The 26,260-nt window shown below is 38.7% G+C and carries 24 protein-coding genes, 1 tRNA gene, 1 pseudogene and 1 riboswitch; of the genes and pseudogenes, 11 read left to right on the top strand and 15 right to left on the bottom strand.

All coding sequences use genetic code 11. The features are described from left to right. Positions 1–3,543 (bottom strand): PAS domain S-box protein, encoded by a 3,543-nt coding sequence (locus FHG85_RS07235; protein WP_173074441.1) that lies wholly within the window; start codon positions 3,541–3,543, stop codon positions 1–3. 465 nt (positions 3,544–4,008) lie between these two features. On the opposite strand from FHG85_RS07235, the gene FHG85_RS13385 reads away from it, so the two are divergent. The 3 genes from FHG85_RS13385 to FHG85_RS07220 all read left to right on the top strand — a co-directional run bounded on the left by FHG85_RS13385 (position 4,009) and on the right by FHG85_RS07220 (position 5,203). Further along, the gene (locus tag FHG85_RS13385) at positions 4,009–4,362 is read left to right on the top strand and encodes an HTH domain-containing protein (RefSeq protein ID WP_173074439.1); all 354 of its coding nucleotides are present in this window, start codon (positions 4,009–4,011) and stop codon (positions 4,360–4,362) included. Positions 4,363–4,389: 27 nt separating this feature from the next. Beyond that, on the top strand, positions 4,390–4,656 hold the full coding sequence (locus tag FHG85_RS07225; protein WP_173074437.1) for a hypothetical protein: 267 nt from the start codon (positions 4,390–4,392) through the stop codon (positions 4,654–4,656). 88 nt (positions 4,657–4,744) lie between these two features. Beyond that, entirely contained in the window at positions 4,745–5,203 is a 459-nt protein-coding gene (locus FHG85_RS07220) for a hypothetical protein (protein WP_173074435.1), read from the top strand. A 543-nt stretch (positions 5,204–5,746) separates the two neighbouring features. On the opposite strand, the pseudogene FHG85_RS13415 reads toward FHG85_RS07220, so the two are convergent. Further along, positions 5,747–5,989, bottom strand: a pseudogene (locus tag FHG85_RS13415) (transposase); the annotation flags it as partial. Between the two features lie 268 nt (positions 5,990–6,257). On the opposite strand from FHG85_RS13415, the gene FHG85_RS07210 reads away from it, so the two are divergent. The 4 genes from FHG85_RS07210 (at position 6,258) to FHG85_RS07195 (ending at position 8,102) form a co-directional block, all read left to right on the top strand. Then, the gene (locus FHG85_RS07210; RefSeq protein ID WP_173074431.1) at positions 6,258–6,536 is read left to right on the top strand and encodes an HTH domain-containing protein; all 279 of its coding nucleotides are present in this window, start codon (positions 6,258–6,260) and stop codon (positions 6,534–6,536) included. A 164-nt stretch (positions 6,537–6,700) separates the two neighbouring features. Then, positions 6,701–6,901, top strand: a complete 201-nt coding sequence (locus tag FHG85_RS07205; RefSeq protein ID WP_173074429.1) for a bacteriocin — start codon at positions 6,701–6,703, stop codon at positions 6,899–6,901. Between the two features lie 12 nt (positions 6,902–6,913). Then, entirely contained in the window at positions 6,914–7,114 is a 201-nt protein-coding gene (locus FHG85_RS07200; RefSeq protein ID WP_173074427.1) for a hypothetical protein, read from the top strand. A 10-nt stretch (positions 7,115–7,124) separates the two neighbouring features. After that, on the top strand, positions 7,125–8,102 hold the full coding sequence (locus tag FHG85_RS07195) for a hypothetical protein (protein ID WP_173074425.1): 978 nt from the start codon (positions 7,125–7,127) through the stop codon (positions 8,100–8,102). Between the two features lie 930 nt (positions 8,103–9,032). Here the strand turns inward: FHG85_RS07195 and FHG85_RS07190 are convergent. The 11 genes from FHG85_RS07190 to hisG all read right to left on the bottom strand — a co-directional run bounded on the left by FHG85_RS07190 (position 9,033) and on the right by hisG (position 17,914). Further along, entirely contained in the window at positions 9,033–10,178 is a 1,146-nt protein-coding gene (locus FHG85_RS07190; protein ID WP_173074423.1) for a metallophosphoesterase, read from the bottom strand. Between the two features lie 103 nt (positions 10,179–10,281). Then, positions 10,282–10,473, bottom strand: coding sequence for a cold-shock protein (locus FHG85_RS07185; protein ID WP_173074421.1), 192 nt, complete (start codon positions 10,471–10,473; stop codon positions 10,282–10,284). Positions 10,474–10,763: 290 nt separating this feature from the next. Continuing rightward, positions 10,764–10,837, bottom strand: a tRNA-Arg gene (locus FHG85_RS07180). A 65-nt stretch (positions 10,838–10,902) separates the two neighbouring features. After that, positions 10,903–11,562, bottom strand: a complete 660-nt coding sequence (gene hisIE / locus FHG85_RS07175) for a bifunctional phosphoribosyl-AMP cyclohydrolase/phosphoribosyl-ATP diphosphatase HisIE (RefSeq protein ID WP_173074419.1) — start codon at positions 11,560–11,562, stop codon at positions 10,903–10,905. A gap of 11 nt (positions 11,563–11,573) precedes the next feature. Next, the gene (gene hisF / locus FHG85_RS07170) at positions 11,574–12,329 is read right to left on the bottom strand and encodes an imidazole glycerol phosphate synthase subunit HisF (RefSeq protein ID WP_173074417.1); all 756 of its coding nucleotides are present in this window, start codon (positions 12,327–12,329) and stop codon (positions 11,574–11,576) included. Continuing rightward, on the bottom strand, positions 12,311–13,027 hold the full coding sequence (locus FHG85_RS07165) for a 1-(5-phosphoribosyl)-5-[(5-phosphoribosylamino)methylideneamino]imidazole-4-carboxamide isomerase (RefSeq protein WP_173074415.1): 717 nt from the start codon (positions 13,025–13,027) through the stop codon (positions 12,311–12,313). The genes hisF and FHG85_RS07165 overlap by 19 nt, the downstream gene beginning before the upstream one ends. After that, positions 13,021–13,617: an imidazole glycerol phosphate synthase subunit HisH gene (gene hisH, locus FHG85_RS07160; protein WP_220429184.1), complete on the bottom strand. Its 597-nt coding sequence runs from the start codon at positions 13,615–13,617 to the stop codon at positions 13,021–13,023. The genes FHG85_RS07165 and hisH overlap by 7 nt, the downstream gene beginning before the upstream one ends. 9 nt (positions 13,618–13,626) lie before the next feature. Further along, a complete protein-coding gene (gene hisB / locus FHG85_RS07155; RefSeq protein ID WP_173074413.1) occupies positions 13,627–14,709 on the bottom strand; it encodes a bifunctional histidinol-phosphatase/imidazoleglycerol-phosphate dehydratase HisB in 1,083 nt (360 codons plus the stop codon). After that, entirely contained in the window at positions 14,706–15,764 is a 1,059-nt protein-coding gene (gene hisC, locus FHG85_RS07150; RefSeq protein WP_246249178.1) for a histidinol-phosphate transaminase, read from the bottom strand. The genes hisB and hisC overlap by 4 nt, the downstream gene beginning before the upstream one ends. Continuing rightward, positions 15,761–17,041 carry a histidinol dehydrogenase gene (gene hisD, locus FHG85_RS07145; RefSeq protein WP_173074411.1) on the bottom strand — a complete coding sequence of 427 codons (1,281 nt, stop codon included), beginning with the start codon at positions 17,039–17,041 and terminating at the stop codon, positions 15,761–15,763. The genes hisC and hisD overlap by 4 nt, the downstream gene beginning before the upstream one ends. Before the next feature lie 12 nt (positions 17,042–17,053). Beyond that, positions 17,054–17,914 (bottom strand): ATP phosphoribosyltransferase, encoded by an 861-nt coding sequence (gene hisG, locus FHG85_RS07140; RefSeq protein WP_173074409.1) that lies wholly within the window; start codon positions 17,912–17,914, stop codon positions 17,054–17,056. Positions 17,915–18,988: 1,074 nt separating this feature from the next. On the opposite strand from hisG, the gene FHG85_RS07135 reads away from it, so the two are divergent. The 4 genes from FHG85_RS07135 (at position 18,989) to FHG85_RS07120 (ending at position 24,001) form a co-directional block, all read left to right on the top strand. After that, positions 18,989–19,948 (top strand): IS30 family transposase, encoded by a 960-nt coding sequence (locus FHG85_RS07135; protein ID WP_173074406.1) that lies wholly within the window; start codon positions 18,989–18,991, stop codon positions 19,946–19,948. 39 nt (positions 19,949–19,987) lie between these two features. Continuing rightward, positions 19,988–20,175, top strand: a riboswitch (cobalamin riboswitch). Positions 20,176–20,283: 108 nt separating this feature from the next. Beyond that, on the top strand, positions 20,284–22,203 hold the full coding sequence (locus FHG85_RS07130; RefSeq protein ID WP_173074404.1) for a TonB-dependent receptor plug domain-containing protein: 1,920 nt from the start codon (positions 20,284–20,286) through the stop codon (positions 22,201–22,203). A gap of 23 nt (positions 22,204–22,226) precedes the next feature. Further along, complete coding sequence (locus FHG85_RS07125) at positions 22,227–23,303, top strand: YncE family protein (protein ID WP_173074402.1); 1,077 nt, start codon at positions 22,227–22,229, stop codon at positions 23,301–23,303. Further along, positions 23,303–24,001, top strand: a complete 699-nt coding sequence (locus FHG85_RS07120; RefSeq protein WP_173074400.1) for a Dph6-related ATP pyrophosphatase — start codon at positions 23,303–23,305, stop codon at positions 23,999–24,001. Before FHG85_RS07125 ends, FHG85_RS07120 begins: the two co-directional genes overlap by 1 nt. Here the strand turns inward: FHG85_RS07120 and FHG85_RS07115 are convergent. Together FHG85_RS07115 and trpB are read right to left on the bottom strand one after the other, a co-directional pair. Continuing rightward, positions 23,991–24,803: a DUF4384 domain-containing protein gene (locus FHG85_RS07115; protein WP_173074398.1), complete on the bottom strand. Its 813-nt coding sequence runs from the start codon at positions 24,801–24,803 to the stop codon at positions 23,991–23,993. The genes FHG85_RS07120 and FHG85_RS07115 overlap by 11 nt on opposite strands. Before the next feature lie 174 nt (positions 24,804–24,977). After that, complete coding sequence (gene trpB / locus FHG85_RS07110; RefSeq protein ID WP_220429267.1) at positions 24,978–26,126, bottom strand: tryptophan synthase subunit beta; 1,149 nt, start codon at positions 26,124–26,126, stop codon at positions 24,978–24,980. Positions 26,127–26,260: the final 134 nt, after the last annotated feature.

Here is a 26,260-nt window from a genome sequence, read left to right as displayed (position 1 = left end):
TCAGTATTTAGGTAAAGTTATATAAAAAGAAGTGCCATTGTCAACTTCCGATTTCAGTGTAATTTCACCACCCAATGCGTGTACGGCTTTTTTTACCAATGCAAGACCTATACCTGTTCCGGGATACTCCCTTTGGGAATGTAGTCTTTGAAAGAGGTTAAAGATTTTTTCATGGTACTCAGGGGGAATTCCAATTCCATTATCCATTACCTCAATAACGTAACTATCAGATTTTTCTTGTGATGATAGTTGAATTTCTGGATAAGTTCCTTTTTTGGTATAGGTAATGGCATTAGAAATCAGGTTTGAGAATATTTGTACCAGTAGGGTTTTGTCGCCCTTAACAATGGGGAGTTGTTGAATTTTAATTGTAGCCTGTGATTTGTCAATATCAACTTTTAAATCGTGCATTACTGTTTGTAGCAAGTTGTTCAGGTCCACCAGCTCATTGCTTGTTCTTTTCTTTGCCAGACGCGCAAATTTAAGCAGGTCGTCGATAAGAGTGGCCATATGGTTGCTCGATTCCAGAATGTAGTTAAAATATTTCTGTCCTTCCTCGTCAAGAACCGAACGGTAACGGTTCGAAATGATTTCGGAAAAACCTCTTATCGACCTAAGCGGTGCTTTCAGGTCGTGCGATATGGAGTAGGCAAACTCTTCCAGCTCCTGATTGGCGTTCTGCAGCTCAATAGTACGTTCAAAAACACGCTTTTCAAGTTCGGTGTTTAGCTTTAGTATTTCCTGTTCTGCCTTTTTACGGTCAGTTATATCTGAAAAGAAGATAGCAATACCATCGTCGGTTGGATTAATTCTGTTTTCAAACCATTTATCGTAAGGGGGATAGTACTCTTCCATTTTAATGAATACCTTCTCATTCATGGCTTTTTCGTAGTTCAGGTGAAAGGGTTGCCCAACGCCTTCGGGAAATTCGGTCCATATATGCTTCCCAATCATTTCTTTGGCATCCCGGTTAAATATTTTTGCTGCCTTTTCGTTCATATAGGTGTAGCACCAGTTCCTGTCAAGTGCAACAAATGCGTCGGACATGTTTTCAAGGATATCTACTAACCTTCTGTTATAGCTTTTAATCTCTTCCTCAACCTTTTTTCGTTCCGAAATATCGCGTGCAATGTTTAGAAAACGGTTTTTATCAATTTGTTTGACACTAAGTTCTATTGGGATATATGTTCCATCCTTTTTCCTAACCCTATACTCTGCATAAATTGTTTTTCCCTCACTTAAATCTTTAATAGCTCTGGCGTGATCTTTTGCAGCCAAATCATCGGGATGGACTATGCTTGATAGGTTCATCCCTAATAGCTCATTAGCGGAATATCCAAGAATTTCAACGCTACGAGGATTAAAGTCTATCACTTTACTATCCAGATCAACCAGAAAAATAGCATCCGACGATTGTTCGAAGAGGGTACGATACCTGTTTTCGCTCTCTCTAATGGCTTCCTCTGATTTTTTCATTTGGGTGATATCGAGCGTGGAAATATAAACCCGCTCAAGGGTTTCCTCGTAACCGGGTACTACGTTCCAATGCAAAATAATGTAACGCTCATTGCCCTTTAGCGTTTTAACTTTTGCCTCAAAGAACGATTCGGTTTTATTGTTAGCTATTGCAAGTAACTCGTTCTTAAATGCTTTCAGAGAGTCGCAGTTGAAAATCTTATTTAAACTTTCAAGTATTTCCTCCTTTGTTTCCGCCTCGTGTAGAATGAGAACACTATCGTTGATGTCCAGAATTTTGACCATTTCGACACACCTGTTTACTACCTCGGGATGTTGTTCAAGATAGGTTTCAAAATCATCAACACCCTCATCTTTGAGTGAGGAAAGGAGCTTTTTAACATCAGAAAAATCCTCTTCCCAAAGTGGCACAGGGGCATGTTCAAACAGGGTTTTATAGCGCTGGGTGCTTGTAACTTGCTCTGTTATATCGACACTTATTATTGATACTCCGGTGATTGAATTTTCAACAGCTATAGGATTCAACGATACCTGATAGTAGTGGGTTCCATCCCACAGCTTATATGCTCTTGTGAACTTTACCTTTTCACCTTTAAAGGCTCTCTCACACTTTTCAATCCAAAATTCTTTATCGCTCCCTTCAAGGAAATCTAATGCATTCATTCCCTGTTTGAGTTCCTGTTTATAGTACAACTTGAACATCTCGGCCCAAGCTTTATTAAAGGCAATATAGCGGTAGTTCCTGTCAAGCGACCATATGTGGTCATCCCGGTTGTCAATTAGTGCTTTAAGATTTGCCTCGGATTTCCTAATCTTTTCTTCCGTTTTCTTTTTCTCGGTAATGTCACGTGCAATGGAAGCAAGTATATATCCCTTACCGGTTTTTATCGGGAAAACCGAACCCTGTATAATTTTTGTGTTTCCATTAGAATCGGTGAATATACGTTCCATCAGATTTTTTGCATAGGAGAGGGTTCCCGTTCTAAGGGCGTGTAAAAGGTTTGTTTTGAGCTTTATGTACTCTTCGGAATTTTTATCGGTTTTGTTTTCTACACGGAATTGTACATCCCAAATGTATTGCCCCAGAACTTCGTGAGCAGAAATTCCGGTAATTTCTTCCATGCAACGATTCCATGTGACAACAATCCCGGCCTCGTTGGTAAATGTTATACCTTCGGCCGATTGCTCAATCATGGTTCTAAAACGTGATTCGCTTTTCTTTAGCTGGTATTCTGCAGCTTTAATTTCCGTAATATCGCGAGTGATTGAAAGAATATGAGGAATGCCGTTAATATTAATAATTGCCGCTGACATTAATCCTATTTTTATGGAACCATCTTTGCACAGAAACTGGGATTCAAGGTTTCTAACAAATCCCTTCTGCTTAAGCTCATCAACCAGCTTTTCACGGTCGGCAGGAATTTGCCAAATTCCAATCTCCGACGATAGCTTACCAATTACATCGTCGCGAGTGTACCCGGTTAGCTGAGTAAAACCATCATTTATGTCTACATAAAGTCCATCTATTCGATTAATATTTACAGCATCAGGGCTATGCTTAAAGGCTAAACGAAATTTCTCTTCACTCTGGAATAGCTCACTCTCGGTCTTATATGACTCTGTAATATTTTTAAGGAAACATACTTTTAGGTTGGGGCTGATGGAGCGAATTGCAATTTCAACAATAGATTCATTTTCCGGGGTAGCAAATTTTTGGGTGGTTTTAAATAGGTTTTGCTCTTTTACCTGTTCAAAATCAAACTTTTCACCTGTTCTTATGTCTGTAGAAATCAAACTATTGATATCTTGACCAATAAGACTCTCTCCGTATTCTTTCCCTAAAAGTTGAGGTGCAATCTTATTTGAATAGGTAATTATACCATCTTGGTTGGCCAGAATTAGGCCGATCGGGGATGACTCAACCACCTCCCTGAAAATTGAATCGTGGGTTGCCTCTGCAAATTTGTCTTTTAAAAGCTGATTATACCTATCTTGGAGCTTCTGATACTCTTGTTCTAATGCTTGGTATTTATCCTTTAGCGACTGGTACTCTTTACTGCTGCTCATGGTTATCGCCTTGATGCCTTGTGAATTTGAGAAAATCGATTTATTATTCTTTGATGCAAGATTGTAATATTAGTTTAAGCAAAACCTTGTTGTTCTTTTTTAAAACAAATTTATTGGTTTACTGTTTTGAAATTCAAGCAAAACGAAAAGTTTTTATGAACAAATTTTAAACTAAGGAAGGATAAGGGATAAGGGATAAAGGATAAAGGATAAAGGATAAAGGATAAAGGTTAAAGTTTTCAGAATTTTCTGGCGAAGACGGATAAACAGAAAACCAAGGAAGACTTTGCATTTTAGTACTCCAAAAACAGAGTTCTTTAATTGTGTCGCATTTGCTTGTTGAATTTATGTTGTCCTTTACTATTGCATGTGTAAACGAAATGTAATATATTTGTTTAACTATCTATACAAAACTTCGATTTATAGGGGGCCAGACCACTCTCATTAATTTTATGTTTAGTTGAAATGAATATTATTGAATCAAAACGACTTATCGAGTATCTCGATTTTCTTTTACGACGCGGCAACGCAGGAACTGCACCCGAAATTGCCGATAAGCTTGGAGTGAGCGAACGCACCGTGCGAAGCTATTTTGAACAGCTCGAGAACATAAAAGTACCCGTGGAGTACAATCCTACGTACCGTACTTGGAAGTTCTCCCGCCCCGGCAGGCTAGTTCTATGCTTTATTGAGGACGAATCCAACACCCAAAATACCGACACGCCAAACTTTCACCCCCCCCATAAATATGCTATAAAACATAAAATTATTTACAGGTCGGAAGTGTGGTTGCCGACCTGCCGGTTTACTTTGTATTAACCAATCCATTAAAATAAACTGCGCAGGATGGATTGGTGGGCGGTAACCGAAAGGCCTGGGGTGCTCCCTATGAGTAGGGTCTTAACAATTAATAAAATGAATTCAAAATTTGAGAGTTTAGAAGACAATATGTTCAAGAATGAACAAATTGACAAGGAACAGATGTCGAAAGTAGTTGGAGGTCAAATTGGTTTGACAGCAAAATATAGGAATACATATGTATACCAAAATGGAGACCATATTGTGATTACTGATGATAATTCTAAAATTGAAATTTGTGAAGGTTGGATGTAGCATAATATGTTTTATTAAATAAACACACCATCTTCAAAGCAGTTGGCTCGTTTTTTTTAATGTGATAATAAGTACTAAAAGTTTAATTATGAATAAACTAACACTGTTTGTAACCTTTTTGTTTTTACGTCTTTATATTGCGGCTCAAGTAATAACAAATGAAAATAATTTGCTTTTACTTGATGGGTATTTGTATGGGAATATAATTGAAAAACCTGAACTAGAGCGTAATAATATTTATAAACGCGGAAGTGTTTTAACATTTAGCTATAAATTCTTTGATAAAAATGGTAAAGAGTTATTCTTCTATGTTAATAAAGATGGTTCTTGGGATTTTATCGATGTAAATACATGTAAAAAAAATCTGGTTAAAGGGTTTCAACTTGAAATATCTAAAGAAAATATGAATTTCAACGACCCTGTTTTTATCAAACCGGGATATTGTATAGATATCCCGATAATACTAAATGATGCCATGACAGGGCTGATTGAGAATTGTAAAATTTATGGTTTCATCCTCCGAGGGAGTATTTGTTTCAAATTTTAGAATTAAACCCATACCCGTATATTAAGTATCCTTTAGAAATAGGCCATTCTTGGAATTGGAAACTTAAAATAAGTGAAGGGTGGGGCGATAAACGCTGGAAGCAATGGAAAGGAATCGTTGAATTTAAGTATAAGTACAAAATAGTTGGGAAAAAGACAATTAAAACTAATTTTGGAAATTTGGATTGCTTTATTGTTGATAGTGAGGCTGTAAGTGTGTTGGGGAAAACAAAACTTACGAGTTATTTTAATCCTAGGTTTGGTTTTGTTAGGTTCGAATATACTAATATAGATAATTCCAAACTTCAAATCGTTTTACAAAGCGTATCAATTCCTATGTTTAAGATTTTTTAAACTATGGAGTGTCTAGTCCTAAAATAAGTCTAAAGGGTAAAAAAAATTAGGCAACACACTCATTCTTAAGGATACCGTTTACCCTTTCGGCCACAGCATTCTTGTAGCAATGGTTTTCCTGTGTCATGCTGATGCGAAAGCAGTTCTTTACCTGGAACTCAAGGTTCATCTTAAGCAGAAGCTTCTTGAGAGGCTCCATCTCCTTCTGCAAGGCCTGCAGCTTGCTGACCTCATCTGGCTCTTGCACTAAAACTCGCTTGTTCATAAGGTCTACCCTGTTGTATTTCTTAATCCATCGGTTAATAGTTGGAACATAAATTCCGTACTGCTGGGTAAGATCATGCTTTGAGTACTTACCCGTGCTAAGTTCGCTTAAAATTTTTAATTTAAAACTCTCGCTGTAGCGTTTTGTTACGTAATTATTCTTATTCATATCTACATTTTTATGTAGACATTATTTAGGACGGGTCAGATTTCAGAATTTTCCGGCAAAGACGGATAAACAGAAAACCAAGGAAGACTTTGCATTTTAGTACTCCAAAAACAGAGTTCTTTAATTGTGTCGCATTTGCTTGTTGAATTAATGTTGCCCTTTGCTACTTTAATTGTAAACGAAATATAATATATTTGTTTAACTATCTATACAAAACTTCGATTTATAGGGGGCCAGACCACTCTCATTAATTTTATGTTTAGTTGAAATGAATATTATTGAATCAAAACGACTTATCGAGTATCTCGATTTTCTTTTACGAAGCGGCAACGCAGGAACTGCACCCGAAATTGCCGATAAGCTTGGAGTGAGCGAACGCACCGTGCGCAACTATTTTGAACAGCTCGAGAGCATAAAAGTACCCTTGGAGTACAATCCTACGCTCCGTACTTGGAAGTTCTCCCGCCCCGGCAGGCTAGTTCTTTGTTTTATTGAGGACGAATCCAAAACACAAAATACCGACACGCCAAACTTACCCCCCCCATAAATATGCTATAAAACATAAAATATTTACAGGTCGAAAGTGTGGTTGCCGACCTGTCGGTTTACTTTGTATTAACCAATCCATTAAAATAAACTGCGCAGGATGGAGTGGTGGGCGGTAACTGAAAAGCCTGGGGTGTTCCCTATGAGTAGGAAAAATATAATAATATGGAAAGTTTAGATGATAAGAAGTTTTGTCAACTTACTTCCGATGAAATGAAATCAATTGAAGGAGGATGGGGTTGGCGTGTTATAAAAGTTGGATATGTGAAACTTGAAGGTGCAAGCGAAGGCACAAGTATCATCAGGTATCAATATTATAATATTTGGGGTAACCCCACAGATAAATATAAAGAACTTTACGATTAACAACACAACGATATGAAGAAAATAGATAAATTTGAGTCAATGTCTATGCTAGAAAATGATTTGAACAATTTTAAAGGTGGAGATCGTATTTTGAGATTCAATCATTGGCATTATGCAGGTGAATTTGTCGATGAAAATGGGGTCTCTCATACTGTGAAACAAAGATGTTCATGGTTTGGTTTTTATGAGACCACTGAAACAAGATTAGATTAATTAGTCAGAATTGATAACATACAGGCATTATTTGCCTGTATGTATTTTACAAAATTTTATGTATTTATTGCATTTAATTCTTTTAGCATTTCTTTGGCAATCGCCAATTTATGTAAATACCCCCAAGGAGTTAATCCTTAGAGTATTTGATGAAGCAACTACTGAACCAATTTCAGATTGCTTTGTATTGTTGAATGGTGCGGTTGTAGGACAGACAGATGCCAATGGCTTATTTAAGCCAACAAAAAAATTATACCATTCAAAGGTTTTATTAAAGCATATGTCATACATTGATAAAGAAATTGATTTGTCGATGTTACCTCAAGATATTATTAGTATCCCACTTAAGAGCAAACAATTTAGTATTGAAGGAGTTACAATTAAATCCCCCAAAAGGATTAAATTCGAAAAGATGGGAATTTATAAAAAAAAGCCAAGAAAAGATTACTATAATTCTATATATGGAAAACTCGGTTTATATATTCCAAATAAAAAACCTAATGAGCAGTTTGTTATAAATCAATTATGCATATATATTGTAAATAAAGGCAACCCTGCATCTCCATTTCTTTTTTCGCTTTATGCTGGTGAAAAGGAATTTTTGAAACCCAACGATTCTTTAAGATTATTAGGACCAATTTTATTTGAGGCAAATAAAGGTTATAAAGGTGATGATTACTTAAAAATTAACCTTTATGAATATAAATTACCCATGCCTAGTAATGGATTGTTTGTTGTACTTGAACTACCTGTAAACTACAAGCCCGACTACCAAGCTAAGAAACTTGGTACATTGACCCTTCGAGAAGATATTAACAGTATTAAAATTGGCGACGCATGGGAGGAAACAAATAAATTTTATAAATGGTTTTATGATAAGAATGGTTGGCGAAGAGATACTATATATTGGGAAAACTATCCTAAAAGGCACGCAGTACACCATGGTAATCCAATGATATATGTTACATTGAGAAAAATAAAGGAATAATAATGGTAGTTATTTTTTCCTTGCTTTTTATCATAGAATGCGCAAACAAGGGTAACTTATAAAAACTCGCTTTGTTGCCGTTTGTTGGGCTTAGGCTTTAGCCTAAGCCCAATATATCCTTGAATGCTGAGCCTGCATTTGATAGTCTGACTGCGGTACAACCGCCACCAAACTCCATTCGTCTATTTCTTTTTATAACCTCGGCCCAACTGTGGAAGACGAAATTCGGATTCAAAGTTCAAAATTCAAAATTCAAAATTTGACCAATACCCAGTTGAGCCAAGGTTGTGGTCTGTTCAAAATAGGGTTTGTTCAAAAAGGGTCTGTTCAGGGGCTGTTCAAAATACAGTGTCATTCTTTTAAATTCCTCTAACTTCATCTAACTTCCTTTAACTTCGTCAAATTCTTCAAGAAGAGTTGCCTCGACTACGCACGGCATGACAAACTGGTTCTTGGGGGCATTACTTGAAATTGCGATGCAACGTTTCATATTCGCTCTTTGGTGTGGTTCTTCCGTGCATCGCAAAACTCTATGGGACTTGTTAATTCTTGTTAATTCTACCTATAGTTCGCCCCTACGGGGCTGAATTTTCATTCTTTATTAATTGGTTGATTCTGAGCACACTTTTCTAAACACCTAAAACTAAATACCAAACACGGTTCTTCCGACTCCTTCCGAATATTTCCGATTCATTCCGATTCATTCAGATTCATTCATTCCTCTAACTTCCTTTAACTTCATCAGATTCTTCAAGAAGAGATGCCTCGACTTCGCTCGGGTTGGCAAGCCGTGCCGTAGAAGGTGCTGGGTGATAAGCAATTGGTTTAATTTTATCTACGTTTTTATGTAGACTTTATTTTGGATGGCTCATCCTTTAACCTTTATCCGTCTTCGCCGGACTAAGTCCTTTATCCTTTGAGCTTTATCCTTTATCCTTTATCCTGTTTTATCCTAATCACCACCACCTCAGGTCTGTTTCCTAGTCTTACTCTTGGTCCCCAGGTTCCGTAGCCGGGCGATACGTAAAAGTGGGTATCCTTAATTTTCTTATATCCCATGCTAACCTCGTAAATCGCCTTAGTGATGTAATTAAAAGGCCACATCTGTCCGTGGTGTGTATGTCCCGATAGTTGCAAATCGGCTCCTATCTCTACCGCTTCATTTAGGTTAAAGGGTTGGTGGTCTAGAACAACGGTAAAATGATTTTTATCAATATTTTTGGCCAGTTCAGCCAGCGGCTTTCTTTTTTGCCCTAACGCAAAATTGCTCTGGCGGTCATACCGTCCGATGATGTTAACATTACCTACAACTATTGCAGTATCGCAAAGAACATTTACACCGTGTTCGTTAAGGTAATCCATTTTTGCCTGGTAGTTTCTGAAAAACTCGTGGTTTCCTGTAACAGCATAAACGCCGTATTTCGACTTTATCTCCTCAAATAGTTTGCCCATCTGGCCGTTTACTACTGGTGCAATGTCCTCATCAAATATATCACCTGCAAATAATACTAAATCTGGATTTTGGATATTTATTCTTTGAACAAGTTTACCTAAATCCTTTTTGCCTATAATGGTTCCCAGATGAATGTCCGATGCCATTACAATGGTAAGCTTGTTGTTGGGTAATGGTTTATGTGTATCTATTTTTAGCTCAGCTATTTTGGGACTTATTGCGTTAATATATCCTGCAACAAAAATAAGGATTGAGGCAATATATACTATTCCTGTTGAGATTTGACGAATATGCGTATTACCTTTAAAATCGATATGGAACATATAATTTGCCACTGGCGAAAGAATCTGGAAAAGCAAGAATAGCAAGGTTAAATATAGCATAAAGGCAAGCCAAATTGAACCTAACTTGACAAGTAGAGTGGGGATTTGTCCACCAATTACGGATTCTAATGTTCTGCCAAGTGGGTATGCAATTACAGCTATCCAAAAAAGCAGCTTAATCAATGAACCAATTGTGGTAAGGTTAAATAATGGGCGTGTCTGGTAGTATAAAAAGACATTTACCAACGTGTAAACACCTAAGACAACGGATAAGAATATTACGATTTGTGGGATTTTCATTACAGTAAAGTTTTCAGTAAAACAAAGATACTATTTGAATGTTGAAATTGATGTAAAAAAAAATCCCGGAAAATCCGGGATTCTAACAAGTATATGGGTTGTGTTAAACCAATTTTACGTCTACTGCATTTAAGCCTTTTCTTCCTTGTTCAAGGTTGAAAGTAACCTCATCGTCTTCTGTAATTTGATCTTTTAAACCTGTTGCGTGTACAAAATACTCTTCACTTGTTTCTGAATCTTTAATAAAACCAAAACCTTTTGATTCGTTAAAGAATTTTACTGTTCCTTTGTTCATTATTGTGATTTTTAATTCGAGTGCAAGTAACGCATAATATTTGGATTTAGCACTATTAATTTAGATTTATTTTAAATATATTTTTTAAGTTATTGAATAATAGCATTATACTGTTTATTTAATTGTGTTAAATGTAATTTGGCGTTTAGGTTTTAAGATGATTTTATTGTTTGGGATTGGTTGTAAATGATTAGTTCGCTTTTGGCTCATGATCCCGCCCTAATATTTAAACAAAAAATAAAGGCCAATCCTATAAGAATTGACCTTTTCGATTGATTAGTTCTTTTAAGTGATCCGGGCGGGATTCGAACCCACGACCCACAGCTTAGAAGGCTGTTGCTCTATCCAACTGAGCTACCGGACCGGCTTCGTTTTTCGAAGCGCAAAATTAATCATTACTTTTAAAAATTAAAATATATCGACGAATTTTTACTTTCCCCATTGCTTTTCACCTCGTTTGAAATTGTCTATCTGTTCGTTGGATGCTTTACTATCAGCATGTCTGTTTTTGAGAACATCAATAACATTTTCAAACTTGAGGTTTCGGCTTGCAAGTAATACTAAGGCGTGGTAAATCAGGTCGGCGGTTTCGTCTAGTAACCTTTCGTTTGAACCTGTTTCTGATTCTAAAGCCAGCTCAACGGCCTCTTCACCAATTTTCTTGGCTATTCTTTTGTTTCCTGCAGAAAATAGCTTTGCGGTATAGCTACTATCGGGCTGCTCGTCCTTTCGCGATTCAATAACACTCTCCAGATATTCAATAAAGCCTAATGAGTTTCGGTTTATCTCGTTAAAGCAGGTGTCGTTTCCAGTGTGGCAAACAGGCCCTTGCGGATTTACTTTAACCAGTAAGGTGTCGCCATCGCAATCGGGAATTATTGCTGCTACTTTAAGGTAGTTGCCCGATGTCTCGCCTTTTGTCCAAATCTGCCTTCGTGTTCGGCTGTAAAAGGTTGCCAATCCAGTTTTTCTTGTTACTTCAAGTGCCTCGCGGTTCATGAAACCAAGCATTAACACTCGGTTTGTTGCTGCGTCTTGAATAATTGCTGGAATTAATCCATTTAACTTGTCAAAGTTTAGTGTTGTCATAATGATTTATTTTAGTTTCTAACATTAATATTTTGCTTCAGTAAGTATTCTTTAACCTGTTTAACAGTAAGCATTCCGTAGTGAAAAATACCAGCTGCCAAAGCAGCATCGGCTTTGCCTTTAATAAAAACCTCAGCAAAGTGGTCAAGCATACCAGCACCACCAGATGCGATAACAGGAATGTTAACTGTTTGTGATATTTCCCTTGTTATATCAATGGCAAAGCCTTGTTGGGTGCCATCGGAAGTGAATGAGGTGAGTAGTATTTCTCCAGCGCCAAGCATTTCGCATGTTTTTGCCCATTTATCTGCCATTATCCCCGTTTGTTGAGTTCCAGCGTGAGTAACAACTTCCCAACCTTTTGCGGTTAGCTTGGTGTCGATGGCTACCACAACGCACTGTGAGCCAAATCGCTCGGCAAGTTCTCCTATTAGCCTTGGATTTTGGATAGCAGCCGTATTAATTGATACTTTGTCGGCTCCTGCTTTTAACAACCTTTCTGCCTGTTGAACGCTGCTAATGCCCCCTCCTACAGTAAAGGGTATGGCAATTGCTTTTGCAACGTTTATAATGGTATCAACAAAAGTTTCACGTCCTTCAAGCGTTGCCGAGATATCGAGCAGGACCAACTCATCGGCGCTTTCGTTGTAATACCTTTTTGCAAGTTCAACAGGGTCGCCGGCATCTGTCAAATTGCTAAAGTTTATCCCCTTGACTGTGCGCCCGTCTTTTACATCAAGGCATGGTATTATTCGTTTTGCAAGCATTTCAATAATTCTTTAGGGTTAATTCTTTTTTCGTAAATGGCCTTGCCTATAATGGCACCATCAACACCTAACCTTTTAAGGTTTTTCAAATCGGTAATTGAACTTACTCCACCGCTTGCCCATAGGGCAACATTAGGGTAGAGTCTTCTAAGGCGTTCATACAGGTAGAATGAAGGTGCGGTTAGTGTTCCATCACGACTAATATCAGTAACCGTGAAATGGCTAAAGCCATCGTTTACCAGTTGGGCAATTAAATCATCAATCTTTATAGATGTTTGGTTTTGCCATCCATTGGACTTCACCATGTTATTCTCACAATCAATAGCTGCTATGACTTTCTCTTTTATGCTGTCGATATTTATATCAACATTCATTGATGTTAGGATAGTTCCAAGGTTCACCTTCCATGCACCAGCACTAATTGCGCTATTGATGCTTTCCGTGCTTCTTAATCCGCCACCAAAGTCAATTTTGATATTTGTTGATTTTGCAATTTTCTCAAGTGTTTTAAGGTTTTTTGGAACACCTTCCTTTGCTCCATCAAGGTCGATAAGGTGAAGATTTGTAAACCCATTATCTTCAAACGCCTTAGCTTGCTCAAGTGGGTTTGTGCCGTAGCTTTTTGCACTTAAAAAGTTACCTTGGTAAAGCCTAACACATTTCCCATCGATAATATCTATGGCTGGTACTGCTAGCATAGCTCAATAAAGTTCTTAATGATTTGTAATCCTTTTTCTCCACTTTTTTCGGGGTGAAACTGAACGCCCCAAAAGTTATTTTGCCTTACCGCTGCTATAAAGTCAATTTCGTAGTTTGAAGTTGCAATGGTATTAGCGCTTTTAGGAACATAGTAGCTATGCACATAGTAAAACCATTCACTTTCCCCAAGCTTGTAAAAGAGTGGGGCGTCTGCTAGTTTTACCATATTCCATCCCATGTGTGGGATTTTTAGCTTAATGCCGAATTTGTGCGTTTCATAATCGCATATATTCAGGCAGCTGGTGCTTCCTTCGGCACTAAATCTGCCAAGTAGTTGCATACCAAGGCAAATGCCTAACAGTGGAATATCAGTTTGAATGATTGCTTCGGTTAATCCCAATGAGTTTAGTTGTTGCATGGCCTTTTTTGCATGCCCAACTCCTGGAATTATTAGCTTGTCGGCCTTGTTTAGCTCCTCTTTTGTGCTTACAGGAAAGGCATTTACACCAAATTTATCAAGTGCATTTCGTATAGAAGCTTGGTTCCCTGCTCCATACTGTATTATTCCAATATTTAGCCTACTCATCATTTTAATCTTTTAAAGTTTGCCTTTAGTAGATGGTAGATTATTTCCATCCTGGCAAATGGCTTGTTTAAGACTTCTAGCAAAGGCTTTAAATATGGCTTCGGTCTTATGGTGGTCGTTCTCTCCATTAAATTCGATATTTATGGTTAATCCTCCGCTATAGGCCAGTGAGTGGAAAAAATGCTTTATCATTTCGGTGGGCATACCACCAAGGTACTCTCGTTTAAAATCGCCATTAAAAACAAGATATGGTCTTCCACTAAAATCGATGGCCACTCTTGCAAGGCTCTCGTCCATAGGTATGTCAAATCCATAGCGATTTATCCCTTTTTTATCGCCTATAGCCAATTTTAGCGCTTCGCCAAGCGCAATGCCAACATCTTCAATAGTGTGATGCTCGTCGACATTAAGGTCGCCTTTACACGTAATATCCATATCGATGCCCGAATGCTTTGAGAGCTGCTCAAGCATGTGGTTAAAGAAGTGGATTCCAGTATCAATTCTAAATATTCCATCACCGTCTAAACTGATACTAATTGCAATATCGGTTTCGGTAGTTTTGCGAGCTAGGCGGGCAACTCTTTTAGGTTTAAGTAGATAGAATACCTGTTCCCAATTGCTGGCAGAAAGGTTTTGCTCAAATGCAGATTTGCTGCCAAATCTAATAGCTTTGCAACCGATGTTTTGGGCAAAACGCTCATCGGTTTCACGGTCGCCAATCACAAAAGAGTTTTGTATGTCAAAATCGGGTATAAGAAGATGTTTGACAAGTCCTGTTCCAGGCTTACGGGTTGGTTTGTTTTCACCGGGTAGCGAGCGGTCAATTAGTATTTCGTCGAATGTAATACCTTCGGCTTTTAACGCTTTAAGTAAGATGTTATGTGGTCCCCAAAAGTCCGACTCTGGAAAACTTTTTGTGCCAAGCCCATCCTGGTTGGTGACCATAACAAGGTAGAAGTTAAGTTCTCTACAAACCTTGCCAAGCCAGGTAAATACACCGGGCATGAATTCGAGTTTGTCAAAACTATCAACCTGCTGGTCGTTGGGTTCTTTTATTAATGTCCCATCACGGTCGATAAAAAGAATTGGCTTCATAGGTTTAGCTTTTTTAAGGTTTCAATTAGTATTTGGTTTTCGGCAGGTGTGCCCACGGTTATTCTTAAGCAGTTGCTACACAGCGGTTCATGGCTACGATTCCGAACAACAATGTTTTTGTCAAGCAGATATGTGTAGATTTTTTGGGCATTGGTTGTTTTTACAAGGAGAAAATTGGCTTCGGATGGGTAAACCATTGTAATAAAAGAGAACTGCTTTAGCTGTTCGTAGAGGTTTTGTCTTTCACCGGTTATCTGTGCGATAAATTTTTCCATTAACGCTTTATTCGAAAGGGAATTCTTAAGTATCTGCAAGGATGGTTTACCAATATTGTAAGGGAATTTCACCCTGTTCAGAATACTTATAATTTGCCTATTGGCAATGGCCAAGCCTATTCTTGCACCTGCAAGTCCCCAGGCCTTGGAAAAGGTTTGAAGCACTATTAGGTTAGGATATCGATTAACTAAACTAACCACCGATTTATCCGAACAAAAATCAATATATGCTTCATCAACAACAACCAGCCCATTGATTTCTGATAATATTTGTTCTATTACGCCAAACTTTTGACTGTTTCCTGTTGGATTATTCGGATTGCAAATAAAAACTACCTTAACATCTTTTGTTACCCTGTTTAGAAAAGAATCGGCATCAATACAGAAATCATCTTTTAGAAGATATTTTTCAACTCCAATATTATTAATTGTTGCACATACCGAATACATGCCATAGGTAGGCTCAAATATTGCAATTCTATCTGAGGCAGGTTCACAAAAGCATCGTATTATTAGGTCAACTGCTTCATCGCTTCCGTTTCCAATAAACAATTGCTCCGGTTTTATCCCTTTAATTTGGGCAATTATTTGTTTTACATTTGTTTGCAGTGGGTCGGGGTAGCGATTAATCTTTTCCATTTCCCATAGCTCAAACGGATTCTCATTTGCATCCAAAAGAATTTTGTTTTCACCTGTGAATTCACTTCGCGCCGATGAATAGGGTTTAAGTGATGCAATATTTGGCCTCACCAGTGAAGTTACGTTTTCAATTGTCATCATTTTTGATTCTTTTTAAGCTGATTTAGTCTGACCTTTACTGCGTTTGCGTGAGCATTTAGCTGTTCAGCTTCGGCAAGTGCAATCACGGTTTGCCCGATGCTTGCAATTCCCTTTTTATCAACCTCTTGAACTGTTATTGTTTTGGTAAATGAGTTCAAACTTACTCCGCTCCAGTTTCGTGCAAAGCCGCTGGTTGGTAGGGTATGGTTGGTTCCACTTGCGTAATCGCCAACCGATTCGGGGGTGTAGCTACCTAAAAATATCGAGCCGGCATTCATAACTTGGTCAACGTGCCTCGATGCGTCATTTACTGCCAGTATTAAGTGTTCTGGTGCATAGCCATTGCTTATTTCCAGGGCACGTTTAATGGAATCAACCTTTATAGCAGCGCTATTTTTTAACGATTCCTGAGCAATTTCCTTGCGGGGCAACTTGGTAAGCTGTGACTTTAATTCGTTTAAAGTGTTATCAATTATCGTTTGGCTAGTGCTAATTAGCACCACCTGGCTATCGGTACCATGCTCGGCCTGCGAAAGCAAATCGGCTGCAATAAAAGTTGGGTTTGCTGATTCATCGGCAACAACTAACAGCTCCGATGGGCCTGCAGGTATATCAATTGGAACGCCCATTGCTGCAACTTGCATCTTGGCCTCGGTTACAAAGCTGTTGCCAGGGCCAAAAATCTTATCAACCCTGGGAATGCTTTCCGTACCAAATGCCATGGCTGCAATGGCTTGTGCACCACCTACGCAAAAAACTCTTGCATTAATTAAGCTACAGGCATATAGTATAGCCGGATTAATTGGGGGGGGCGTGCAGACAATAAGCTCATTGCAACCAGCAACTCTTGCAGGTACGCCAAGCATAAGCGCTGTAGATATTAGCGGTGCAGTGCCACCAGGAATATAAAGCCCTACACGATTTAATGGCCGGTAAAGTAGCTTGCAGGTAACTCCCGGCATCGTGTTAACCTCAATTTCCTGAATGCGCTGGGCAGCATGAAATTGTTCAATGTTTTTACTTGCTACCTCAATGGCTAATCCTAGTTCGGTTTCAACATGTTTTTTTGAGTCATTAAGCGCTTTTAAATCTACTTCTATCGTATCAAGTTCAACTCTATCAAACTTCGATGTAAACTCTTTGAGCGCTTTGTCGCCATCGGCTTTAACCTTTGAAATAATAGCAGAAACCTGTTCCCTTAAACCAATATTGAGTTCACAAGGACGTTTTAATATCTCTAAGTAGTCTATATTTTGTGCATCAATAATAATTCTCATGGTAGTAACTGTTTAAATGACCATTTTTTCAATTGGAACAACAAGAATACCTTCGGCACCAGCATCTTTGAGCTTGCCGATAACTTCCCAAAAATCATCCTCGTTAACCACCGAGTGCAGCGAGAACCATCCCTCTTGGGCCAATGGAAGAATGGTTGGACTTTTCATACCTGGGATTAACCCAATAATCTCGTTTAGCCTGTTCTTTGGTGCATTTAGTAAGATATATTTGTTTCTTTGCGCTTTACGAACAGCCTCAATGCGAAACTCAAGTTTTTTAAGTAGTTCAATTTTGGTTTGATTGAGGTTCTTGTTGGCAATTAATACGGCCTCGCTTTTCATAATCACATCTACCTCTTTTAGGTTATTGCTTAGCAAGGTGCCTCCACTGCTAACAATTTCAAAAATGGCATCGGCCATGCCAATTCCAGGTGTTATCTCCACCGAACCGCTGATGGTGTGAATTTCAGCATCTAGGCTATTCTCTTTTAGAAATGAGCGTAGAATCTCGGGATAGGATGTGGCTATTCTTTTTCCCGACAGCCACTCACGTCCGGTGTAGCTTACTGCGCTAGGTACGGCTATCGATAGGCGACATCGGGAAAAGCCAAGCTTGCGGACTATCTCAACATCCTTTCCCTTTTCCAAAACTTCGTTTAGTCCAAGAATTCCTATATCGGCTACTCCATCGGCAACGTATTGTGGAATATCGTCGTCGCGCAGGAGTAACACCTCCATTGGAAAACCTTCGGCTAACGCTTTAAGATGATTACCTCCATTGCTAACTTTGATTCCACATCGGCTGAGCAGCTCTATAGTTCCCTGATTTAGTCGACCACTCTTTTGAATGGCCAGCGTAATTTTTGTATTCATTTCGATTATGTATTTGGTGAGTTGACAAAAAACAGAAAGGGCCTGCCTTGCGAATGGCAGACCCTTTTTATAGGTGTGGTATATTTACTTCTTACTTTCGGTTATACCAAATGATCATCTGCCATTCGCCAATGATGTGAATGGTGATGATGATGAAGTGTGGTATAACCTAATGCTTTCATGTGCGATTCTATTCCCTGCAAATAAACGAAATGTTTTTTAAAAAATCAAAATTTATGGAGAAAAATAGTGTCCGTAGATTCAGCAAGCAATTCAAATTTAGGGGTGAAACGAAAAGCTTTACAGGACAAGACAGAAAACCGTGTTTAGTTTTTGGTGTTTCGTAAAAAAAAGGTGTCTATTTTTTAGCCCCGTAGGGGCTAACTAATGGTAGAATTATCATGTCAAAAGTGATTTGCGATGCACGAAAGAACCAGACCAAATAAAGGTATTATAAAGCTGCTTCGCAATTTTGAATAATTGTTCTAAGAACCAGTAGTCATGCCGACCATAGTAGAAGCACCTCTTCTTAAAGAATTTGACGAAGTTAAAGGAAGTTAGATGAAGTTAGAGGAATGAATGAGTCGGAATGATTCGGAAACAATCGGAATGAACCAGAAGATTTAAGTGACCATATTTGTTTTTCCTCTTGTATGCCTCTGTGCATTCCTCTGTGTAACTCCGTGGTTTAAAAATAAAATGCAAATGCTTCAAATAAACAAATTTTTTCGCTTAACGCTTAACGTTTTACGTTTAACGCCTTTTATCCGTCTTTGCCGGACAAATCTGAAATTTTGAATCTGAAATCTGAAATCTTGAATCTTTATCCGTCTTCGCCGGACTAAGTCCTTTATTGAAAGTTCAATTAGTAAATGCGAAAAATTTCTTGAATGATGATGATGATGGCCTGTTGATAATCGGAAATAACTTTTAGCAAAGCGTTTAGAAAGTTATTCTGATTATCAATAGGCAACGACAAGAAAAGAATTTAAATTAAAGAAAGAGAGAAAAACTAAAAAGTATTTTCTCTCTTAATGCAAATGTTCGACCTTTGTTTTCGCCAAAAAAATACGGATGAAGCATTTGACATTGGAGCAAAGATACGCATTAAAAGCGTATTTGGATTGCGGGAAAACAAAAAGTGAAATAGCCAGGGCTTTAAAAGTTCACAAGAGCACTATTTATCGTGAAATAAGTCGCAATAGTAGCAAGCGAGGTGCTTATAATCCTGATTCTGCTAACGAGTTAGCGGAAGAGAGGAAAGAGCGTTTCTGTCAGAATCGCAGGTTTGATACAAGCATGCAAGTAAAGATAGACAATTGGATAAAAGAAGAGCAGTGGTCGCCAGAGCAAATAAAGGGACATTGTGATAGAAATGGAATTGAAATGGTATCTCATGAAAGAATATACCAGTACATAAGGGCAGATAAACAGGCCGGAGGAGAGCTGCATAAGCATATGCGGCATAAGCTAAAACACCGCAATCGCCCTGTTGGAGGGAAGCATGTGGTTATAAGAAACAAGGTTTCCATTGACGATAGGCCTGCTGTAATAAACAACAAGGAGCGTTTTGGTGATTGGGAGATTGACCTAATTGTTGGGAGGAATAATAAAGGAGCAATGGTAACTTTAGTTGAAAGAAAAACATCAATGATTTTAATAAGGAAATTGGAGGATGGTAAAGATGCAGATGGACTTGCTAATACCGTAATTAGAATGCTACTGCCCTATAAGAACAGCGTAAAATCAATAACCAGTGATAACGGTTCCGAATTTGCCAGACATGAAAAAATAGCGAAAAAATTGAAGGCTGACTTTTACTTCGCTCATCCATATTCTTCTTGGGAAAGGGGATTAAGTGAGTACTCTAATAAATTAATAAGACAGTACATCCCTAAAAAATCAAATTTTGATACCTTTGATTCAGATTTTGTGAAACAGGTACAACATAAAATAAACAGAAGACCAAGGAAGACTTTGCATTTTAGTACTCCAAAAACAGAGTTCTTTAATTGTGTCGCATTTGCTTGTTGAATTTACGGTTTCCTTTCTTGCACAACTCAACTTTTAGTGCTAATATTGCAGCGATTTGGTGCCCATTAGGGCTTAAAAGGGAACCCGGTGCAATTCCGGGGCTGTCCCCGCAGCTGTAAGCTCATTGAAATGCCTTTTACACCCTCTGCCACTGTTAGGATTTGCCTGATGGGAAGGCTGTAAAAGGTTGAGCAAGCCAGAAGACCTGCCAAACGCATAGTTTTTTTCGTAGCTTTCGGGTGAAAAGCGAAGAATAGAACATCTATTTTTCCGTTCTATTTTCCCTTAGTCCGAGCGCTGCGAATGATTAAAAAATGAATTAATCATTTGTAGCAATGCGTTTTGTAAAAGGTTGTATTGTTGGAGCTATTTTATTCCCTGCTATCGTTCAGGCCCAAATGAGTATCGACGATACCATTAGGGTTGATGAGGTGGCTATATATTCTACCTATAGGCAATCGCATACTATTGGTACTAATAGTTTTAAGGTTGACTCACTGAAACTTAAAACCTTCGAAGGTCGAAACCTTTCCGAATTGCTTCAGTCGTCTGGTGCTAGTATTCGTACCTATGGGGTTGGTGGGCTATCATCCATTGCCCTGAGGGGGGGGAGTTCGGTTCATACTGCAGTAGTGTGGAATGGAATAAACTTGCAAAGTCCTATGAATGGAGGTGTCAACCTTTCGCAACTGCCAACAATGCTTTTCAATAGTATAAAGGTGCAACACGGGGGTAATGGCACTATTTATGGTAGTGGCGCTATCTCTGGGATTGTTATTCTGGAAAGTAAGAGCTTGCTTCAACAACCTAATGGAATAGAAGTAGGAACTATTTATGGCGATGGCCATACTCGAGGTGTAGTTGCAAGTGGAAAGTACGGAACCCAAAACTTAGCCCTCTCGCTAAAGTACAATGGAACATGGGCCGATAACGATTTTGAGTTTATTAATACCTATAAGTTTGGAAATCCCCGCGAACGAATATCTAATGCTCAAGCCAAACTTCATGGACTAATGGCCGATGTATCGGTTCGAATTGGTCAAAATAGTCTATGGAATTTTTCAGGTTGGCTAACTAGTAACGATAAGAATGTGCAAACACTTATGAGTAGCTATCAGGCCTCTCATGCTAATCAGGTTGATAATAATTATGCTCTTTCATCGAACCTCGTTTCTGAGCTAAGCAAATTTTCTGTCAGATTTAAGAATGCATACGTGAATGCCAAAAATAGGTACGAAGATTCTACAAGTAATATTTATAGCAATAACAGAAGTAAACAGCTTATAAATGAGATTGAGTTAAAGAAAGAGGTCTTTTCAAAAAGCGAAATTGTTGCGGGTGTTGGGCATACAATCGATATGGCCAAATCAGACAGCTATATCAAGAATGCTGTTAGAAATCGTATTTCTGCATACGCTTCTATGGTTAACCGTTTTTTTGACAGCAGGGTTACCGTTGCAACATCAGTTCGCGATGAGCTTGTTGATGGTGATTTTATTCCAGTTGTCGCCTCGGGTGGGGTTGAGTTAGAGGTTTTCAAATGGATGAGGCTAAAAGCATCGGCTGCAACCAGCTATCGCCTGCCTACACTAAATGATTTGTACTGGGCTACAACTACATTTGCATCTGGAAACCCCGATTTAAAACCTGAACATGGTTGGAATGCCGATGGAGGCGCTGATTTTATTGTGTCATTACCTGCTGGAAGATTATCCTTATCGGTTACATATTACATAACAGAGCTAAACGATTGGATTGTTTGGCTTCCCGATGCTAACGATAATGGGCGCTGGAAGCCCGATAACTTTAACCATGGAAAATCAAATGGGATTGAAGGTTTTCTGAGGTTTAATATTGGGAGTCGACGAATTAAAGTGATTTCCGATTTAAGTTACACCTATACAAATTCAAAAGTATACGATATAGGCGATTACGATGGAAAACCTATGATATATGTTCCGCGTCATCGGGTGGGGGGATCGTTTTCGTTGTCTTATAATGGGTTTAGCATTCTATACACGCATTCATTTGCATCGGAACGTTATACCGATGACCAGAACAAGCTACCATACTATAATTTAGGTGATGCTGTACTAGCATATAACTTTTCATTAGCAGGTAGTAAGGCAAGCATTAGCGTGGGCATTAATAATGTGTGGAATGAGCAATATCAGCTCATGCGTAACTATGCTATGCCTTTAAGGAACTATTTTGTTAGGCTTAATGTCGAAATTCAATCAAAATCAACTAGATAGTAATCAATTAAAAACTAAGTATCATGAAAAGAAACGTAATTTTATTAGCTGCATTATTCGCTTTTTCAGCATTTGGATTGGTGTCGTGCGATAACGACGACTCGGAACCAGGAAGGTTTGAAAAAGGTGCATTTGTTTTAAACGAGGGTGCTTTTGGGAGTTCAAACGCATCGGTTAGCTGGGTAAGCTATAACACCGATTCAACTGTTAATGGTGTTTTTAAAAGCGTTAACAGTCGCCCATTAGGTGATGTTTTACAAAGTGCGATTAAGTCAAAGGGTAAAATCTACCTTGTTGTTAACAATTCTGGCAAGGTTGAAGTGGTTAATAGCGCCGACTTTATGCAAGCAGGTGTAATTGAGAACCTAAATAATCCTCGCTATGCTGCTGTAGCCGATGATAATATCTATATTTCCCAATGGAATGGTTGGGGACAAAATGGGGCTGTAATGGTGTATAACACATCTACCTTAACCAAAGTAGACTCTATACCTGTTGGTTCAGGAGCCGAAGGTATAATTTACGCAGCTGGCCGTATTTGGGTTGCTAATAGCGGTGGTTTTGGAACAGATTCCACCATTTTTGTAATCAACCCAAGCACTAATAAGGTTGAGGATACTCTATATGTTGGTTTTTGTCCAAAAGAGATGGTTACCGATGCAAATGGTAAGATTTGGGCAATTTGCTCTGGTACTACCATTTATGATGCCAACTGGAATATAGTTGGAAGCAAACCATCATCGTTGGTTGTGATTAATCCTAATACCAAAGAGGTGGAAAAGACTATCGCATTATTTGATAGTAAGCATCCTTCGCATATTGATATTAGCCCTGATAAACAAACTATTTACTTTGGAGGCGGATACGGTTTTAATGGTATCTTTAGCATTTCAATTAATGCTACCTCAATTCCTGAACAACCTTCAATTTTAGGTTCGTACTACGGATTTAATGTAAATCCTAACAATGGCGATATCTATTGCCTCGAAGCACCTAGCTTCACTGGAGCAGGCGTTTTAAAAGTATATGCAAGCGATTTTACTGGTCCTAAGAAAGAGGTTGAAGTTGGTATTGGCCCTAATGGTGTAATTTTCAACTAATGAGTAAGATGAAATGTATTATGAGCTGGAGCGGGGGTAAAGACTCCGCTCTTGCTTTATATCGATGCCTGAGTGGCAATAGCTTGAACGTTGCTGGTTTGGTTACAACAATAAATCAAACCACTCAGCGTATATCGATGCATGGTGTTTCGCTAAAACTACTTAAAAAGCAAGCGGAGTCAATTGGTATTCCTCTTCATGTTATAACACTCCCCGATAACTGTACCATGGACGATTATGAGAGAATAATGGGCGATTTTATGGTTTCCATGAAAGAATCCGGGGTTGAAGGTGTTGTGTTTGGCGATATTTTTCTTGAAGATATTAAAAGATATAGAGAGAAACAGCTGGCTAAAATAGGGTTAAAGCCAATCTTTCCACTTTGGGGAACAAAATCGACCGACATTGCAAAGGAGTTCTTGGCAAACCAGTTTAAATCTATTGTAACCTGTGTTGATGGTGAATTGCTTGATAGTTCTTTTGTAGGGAAACATTACTCCTCAATGTTTATCACCAACCTTCCAGATAATGTTGATGTCTGTGGAGAAAATGGCGAATTTCACAGCTTTGTGTTTGATGGCCCAATTTTTACCAAACCAGTTAAGTTTGATTTGGGTGAAAAAATAAAGGTAGAATATCCCAACTCTAAGGGTGATGGGGTAAAACCGTTTTGGTTTATTGAGCTAGCTAGTAAATAACAAACTGAACAAAATAGTTTACTCTTCTGTCGGGCGATATGCTGAATAGCCAAGCCGAAATATCCTCAAACGAGGTGATTTGATCCCCTTCCTGATTCAGCTTGAAGTTGATATATGGGATATCCTCTTTTGTAAAAACAAATACGAGCTTGTTCTTTTCAGGTTCACTAGTACTTTTTTCAAGGGTATAACCATCAATTAGGTCGCTTAACGGAAAAGTTACCGTTTCACCTGCCTTAAACAATCTACTTTTCTCATACTGGTTAGGGTAAATAAGCGAGGCATTATTCTCGTAAAGGTTGAAAATGTTGAGATAGCAATCTTGAGTCGGTGTAACCGAATACTTCATTTTTTCACCACTCTGATATCCCTGTTTAATTCCATCGATACTAACCTGGAACGCAGGGTCTTTGCCTTTGTTGTATAGAATTACCTCGGCTTTAATGGTTGCCTCTACGTAAAAGTTTTGAAATTCGTCAATGCCCTTATCAATTTTTACTATCTCATATTTTCTTACCGCTCCTCTTATTTCAGAAAGCATATCGCTCATGAATACCTCGTCAAACTTATTGTTAACCTCGCTCTTATATAGCATTTCATACGATTGGATATGTTCGGCAACTCCTGCCTTGCGAAGGGCATCGACTTTGGCTTGTGCGATTGCCTTAACTCGTGCTTCTTCCTCGCTTGTACTTCCTGCAATTATTTGCCTGCCTGTGGCATTTTCAACTTTAATAGCATCTTGTGCTGAAACTGTAAGCCCAAGTTGAAGCAGCAGAACCAGTATAATCTTTCTCATCATTAAGCTTTAATTTTTATTTACACATAAGTTATTTACTAGTAATCCGTATTACCACCCGGAAAGAATTGATTTATGAATTCAAATTTCGTGCAAAAAATTAATTGTAGCAAGTAAAAATAAAGAGGGAGTGCCATACCGACACTCCCCAAAACAGCAATTATTCCAATCCTCAACCTAAAATTCTCTTTCAACATCCTTGTCGCCACGACCCGATAGGTTAACAATGGCAAGCTGTTTTTTATTTTTAAGCAGTTTGGCAGCGAGTGCAACCGCATGACTCGATTCAATTGCAGGAATGATTCCTTCCAGTTGCGATAGCAGCTCAAATGCTTTTAAAGCCTCATCATCGGAAACAGGGAAGTATTTAGCGCGCCCCGTATCTTTAAGATAGGCGTGCTGTGGACTAATGCCAGGGTAATCTAATCCTGCAGCCACTGAATGCGATTCACAAGGGTTGCCATTTTCATCGACCAGGCAGTAGGAGTAAGTCCCCTGGAAAACTCCTGGTTTTCCATACGATAGCGTTGCTGCGGTATAACCAGGCTTACCTAAGCCTCCTCCTTCTGCTCCAAAAATCTCTACCTCTGCATCTTCTAAAAATCCTGAGAATAGGCCTATGGCGTTAGAGCCTCCTCCTGCGCAAGCAAATATTGAATTGGGTAGGCGTCCTTCCTGATCAAGGATTTGTTCTCGAGCCTCGTTTCCTATTACGCTTTGAAAATATCCAACCATTTTAGGGTAGGGGTGTGGTCCCACCTGTGAGCCTAGCAAGTAAAACGAATCGGGATGATCTACATAGTACATTAATGCCGCATCAACAGCGTCCTTTAACGTTGCCGTTCCCATGGTTGTGGTGATAACCTCGGCACCCAGCAATTTCATTCGCCTTACATTCAGCGCCTGACGCTCGGCATCCTTAGCGCCCATAAACACCTTGCAAGGTATTCCCATGAGTGCTGCGGCAGTGGCTGTTGCTACTCCATGCTGGCCGGCTCCAGTTTCTGCTATTATCTCCTTAGCACCCATATGCTTGGCAACCAGGACCTGACCTATTGTGTTGTTTATTTTATGTGCTCCGGTATGGTTTAGGTCCTCTCGTTTCAGGTAGATGGTTGAACCAATATACTCCGATAGTCGGCTTGCCCTATACAGTGGCGATGGCCTCCCAACGTACTGTTTTAACAGGTAGATTAACTCATGTTGGAAAGTAGATGTTCTAGCAAGTTTTTCGAACTCTGATGCAAGTTTTTCCAATGGCTTTGCCAAAACATCAGGTATATATGCACCACCATACTCTCCGTAACGTCCATTATACTTTAACATGCTTTCGTTTGGCCTGACAATCTCGCGTTCTCTTATGTTTGTTATGGTTTCCATGGTATTAACTTTTACTTTTAAACGTTGATGAAAAAATAATTTGAATGATTTTTTAAAATTGATGAAAATGTCCGCAAGGT

Source organism: Tenuifilum thalassicum, assembly GCF_013265555.1.
Lineage (GTDB): Bacteria > Bacteroidota > Bacteroidia > Bacteroidales > Tenuifilaceae > Tenuifilum > Tenuifilum thalassicum.
Note: the sequence above shows the minus strand (reverse complement) of the source record. Positions and strands in the feature narration are given on the sequence as shown.

Excerpts from the sequence above, each read along its gene's own strand:
- FHG85_RS07235 (WP_173074441.1), bottom strand. The coding sequence starts at position 3,543 with ATGAGCAGCAGTAAAGAGTACCAGTCGCTAAAGGATAAATACCAAGCA.
- FHG85_RS13385 (WP_173074439.1), top strand. The coding sequence starts at position 4,009 with ATGAATATTATTGAATCAAAACGACTTATCGAGTATCTCGATTTTCTT.
- FHG85_RS07225 (WP_173074437.1), top strand. The coding sequence starts at position 4,390 with ATGGATTGGTGGGCGGTAACCGAAAGGCCTGGGGTGCTCCCTATGAGT.
- FHG85_RS07220 (WP_173074435.1), top strand. The coding sequence starts at position 4,745 with ATGAATAAACTAACACTGTTTGTAACCTTTTTGTTTTTACGTCTTTAT.
- FHG85_RS07210 (WP_173074431.1), top strand. The coding sequence starts at position 6,258 with ATGAATATTATTGAATCAAAACGACTTATCGAGTATCTCGATTTTCTT.
- FHG85_RS07205 (WP_173074429.1), top strand. The coding sequence starts at position 6,701 with ATGGAAAGTTTAGATGATAAGAAGTTTTGTCAACTTACTTCCGATGAA.
- FHG85_RS07200 (WP_173074427.1), top strand. The coding sequence starts at position 6,914 with ATGAAGAAAATAGATAAATTTGAGTCAATGTCTATGCTAGAAAATGAT.
- FHG85_RS07190 (WP_173074423.1), bottom strand. The coding sequence starts at position 10,178 with ATGAAAATCCCACAAATCGTAATATTCTTATCCGTTGTCTTAGGTGTT.
- FHG85_RS07185 (WP_173074421.1), bottom strand. The coding sequence starts at position 10,473 with ATGAACAAAGGAACAGTAAAATTCTTTAACGAATCAAAAGGTTTTGGT.
- hisIE (WP_173074419.1), bottom strand. The coding sequence starts at position 11,562 with ATGACAACACTAAACTTTGACAAGTTAAATGGATTAATTCCAGCAATT.
- hisF (WP_173074417.1), bottom strand. The coding sequence starts at position 12,329 with ATGCTTGCAAAACGAATAATACCATGCCTTGATGTAAAAGACGGGCGC.
- FHG85_RS07165 (WP_173074415.1), bottom strand. The coding sequence starts at position 13,027 with ATGCTAGCAGTACCAGCCATAGATATTATCGATGGGAAATGTGTTAGG.
- hisH (WP_220429184.1), bottom strand. The coding sequence starts at position 13,617 with ATGATGAGTAGGCTAAATATTGGAATAATACAGTATGGAGCAGGGAAC.
- hisB (WP_173074413.1), bottom strand. The coding sequence starts at position 14,709 with ATGAAGCCAATTCTTTTTATCGACCGTGATGGGACATTAATAAAAGAA.
- hisC (WP_246249178.1), bottom strand. The coding sequence starts at position 15,764 with ATGATGACAATTGAAAACGTAACTTCACTGGTGAGGCCAAATATTGCA.
- hisD (WP_173074411.1), bottom strand. The coding sequence starts at position 17,041 with ATGAGAATTATTATTGATGCACAAAATATAGACTACTTAGAGATATTA.
- hisG (WP_173074409.1), bottom strand. The coding sequence starts at position 17,914 with ATGAATACAAAAATTACGCTGGCCATTCAAAAGAGTGGTCGACTAAAT.
- FHG85_RS07135 (WP_173074406.1), top strand. The coding sequence starts at position 18,989 with ATGAAGCATTTGACATTGGAGCAAAGATACGCATTAAAAGCGTATTTG.
- FHG85_RS07130 (WP_173074404.1), top strand. The coding sequence starts at position 20,284 with ATGCGTTTTGTAAAAGGTTGTATTGTTGGAGCTATTTTATTCCCTGCT.
- FHG85_RS07125 (WP_173074402.1), top strand. The coding sequence starts at position 22,227 with ATGAAAAGAAACGTAATTTTATTAGCTGCATTATTCGCTTTTTCAGCA.
- FHG85_RS07120 (WP_173074400.1), top strand. The coding sequence starts at position 23,303 with ATGAGTAAGATGAAATGTATTATGAGCTGGAGCGGGGGTAAAGACTCC.
- FHG85_RS07115 (WP_173074398.1), bottom strand. The coding sequence starts at position 24,803 with ATGATGAGAAAGATTATACTGGTTCTGCTGCTTCAACTTGGGCTTACA.
- trpB (WP_220429267.1), bottom strand. The coding sequence starts at position 26,126 with ATGTTAAAGTATAATGGACGTTACGGAGAGTATGGTGGTGCATATATA.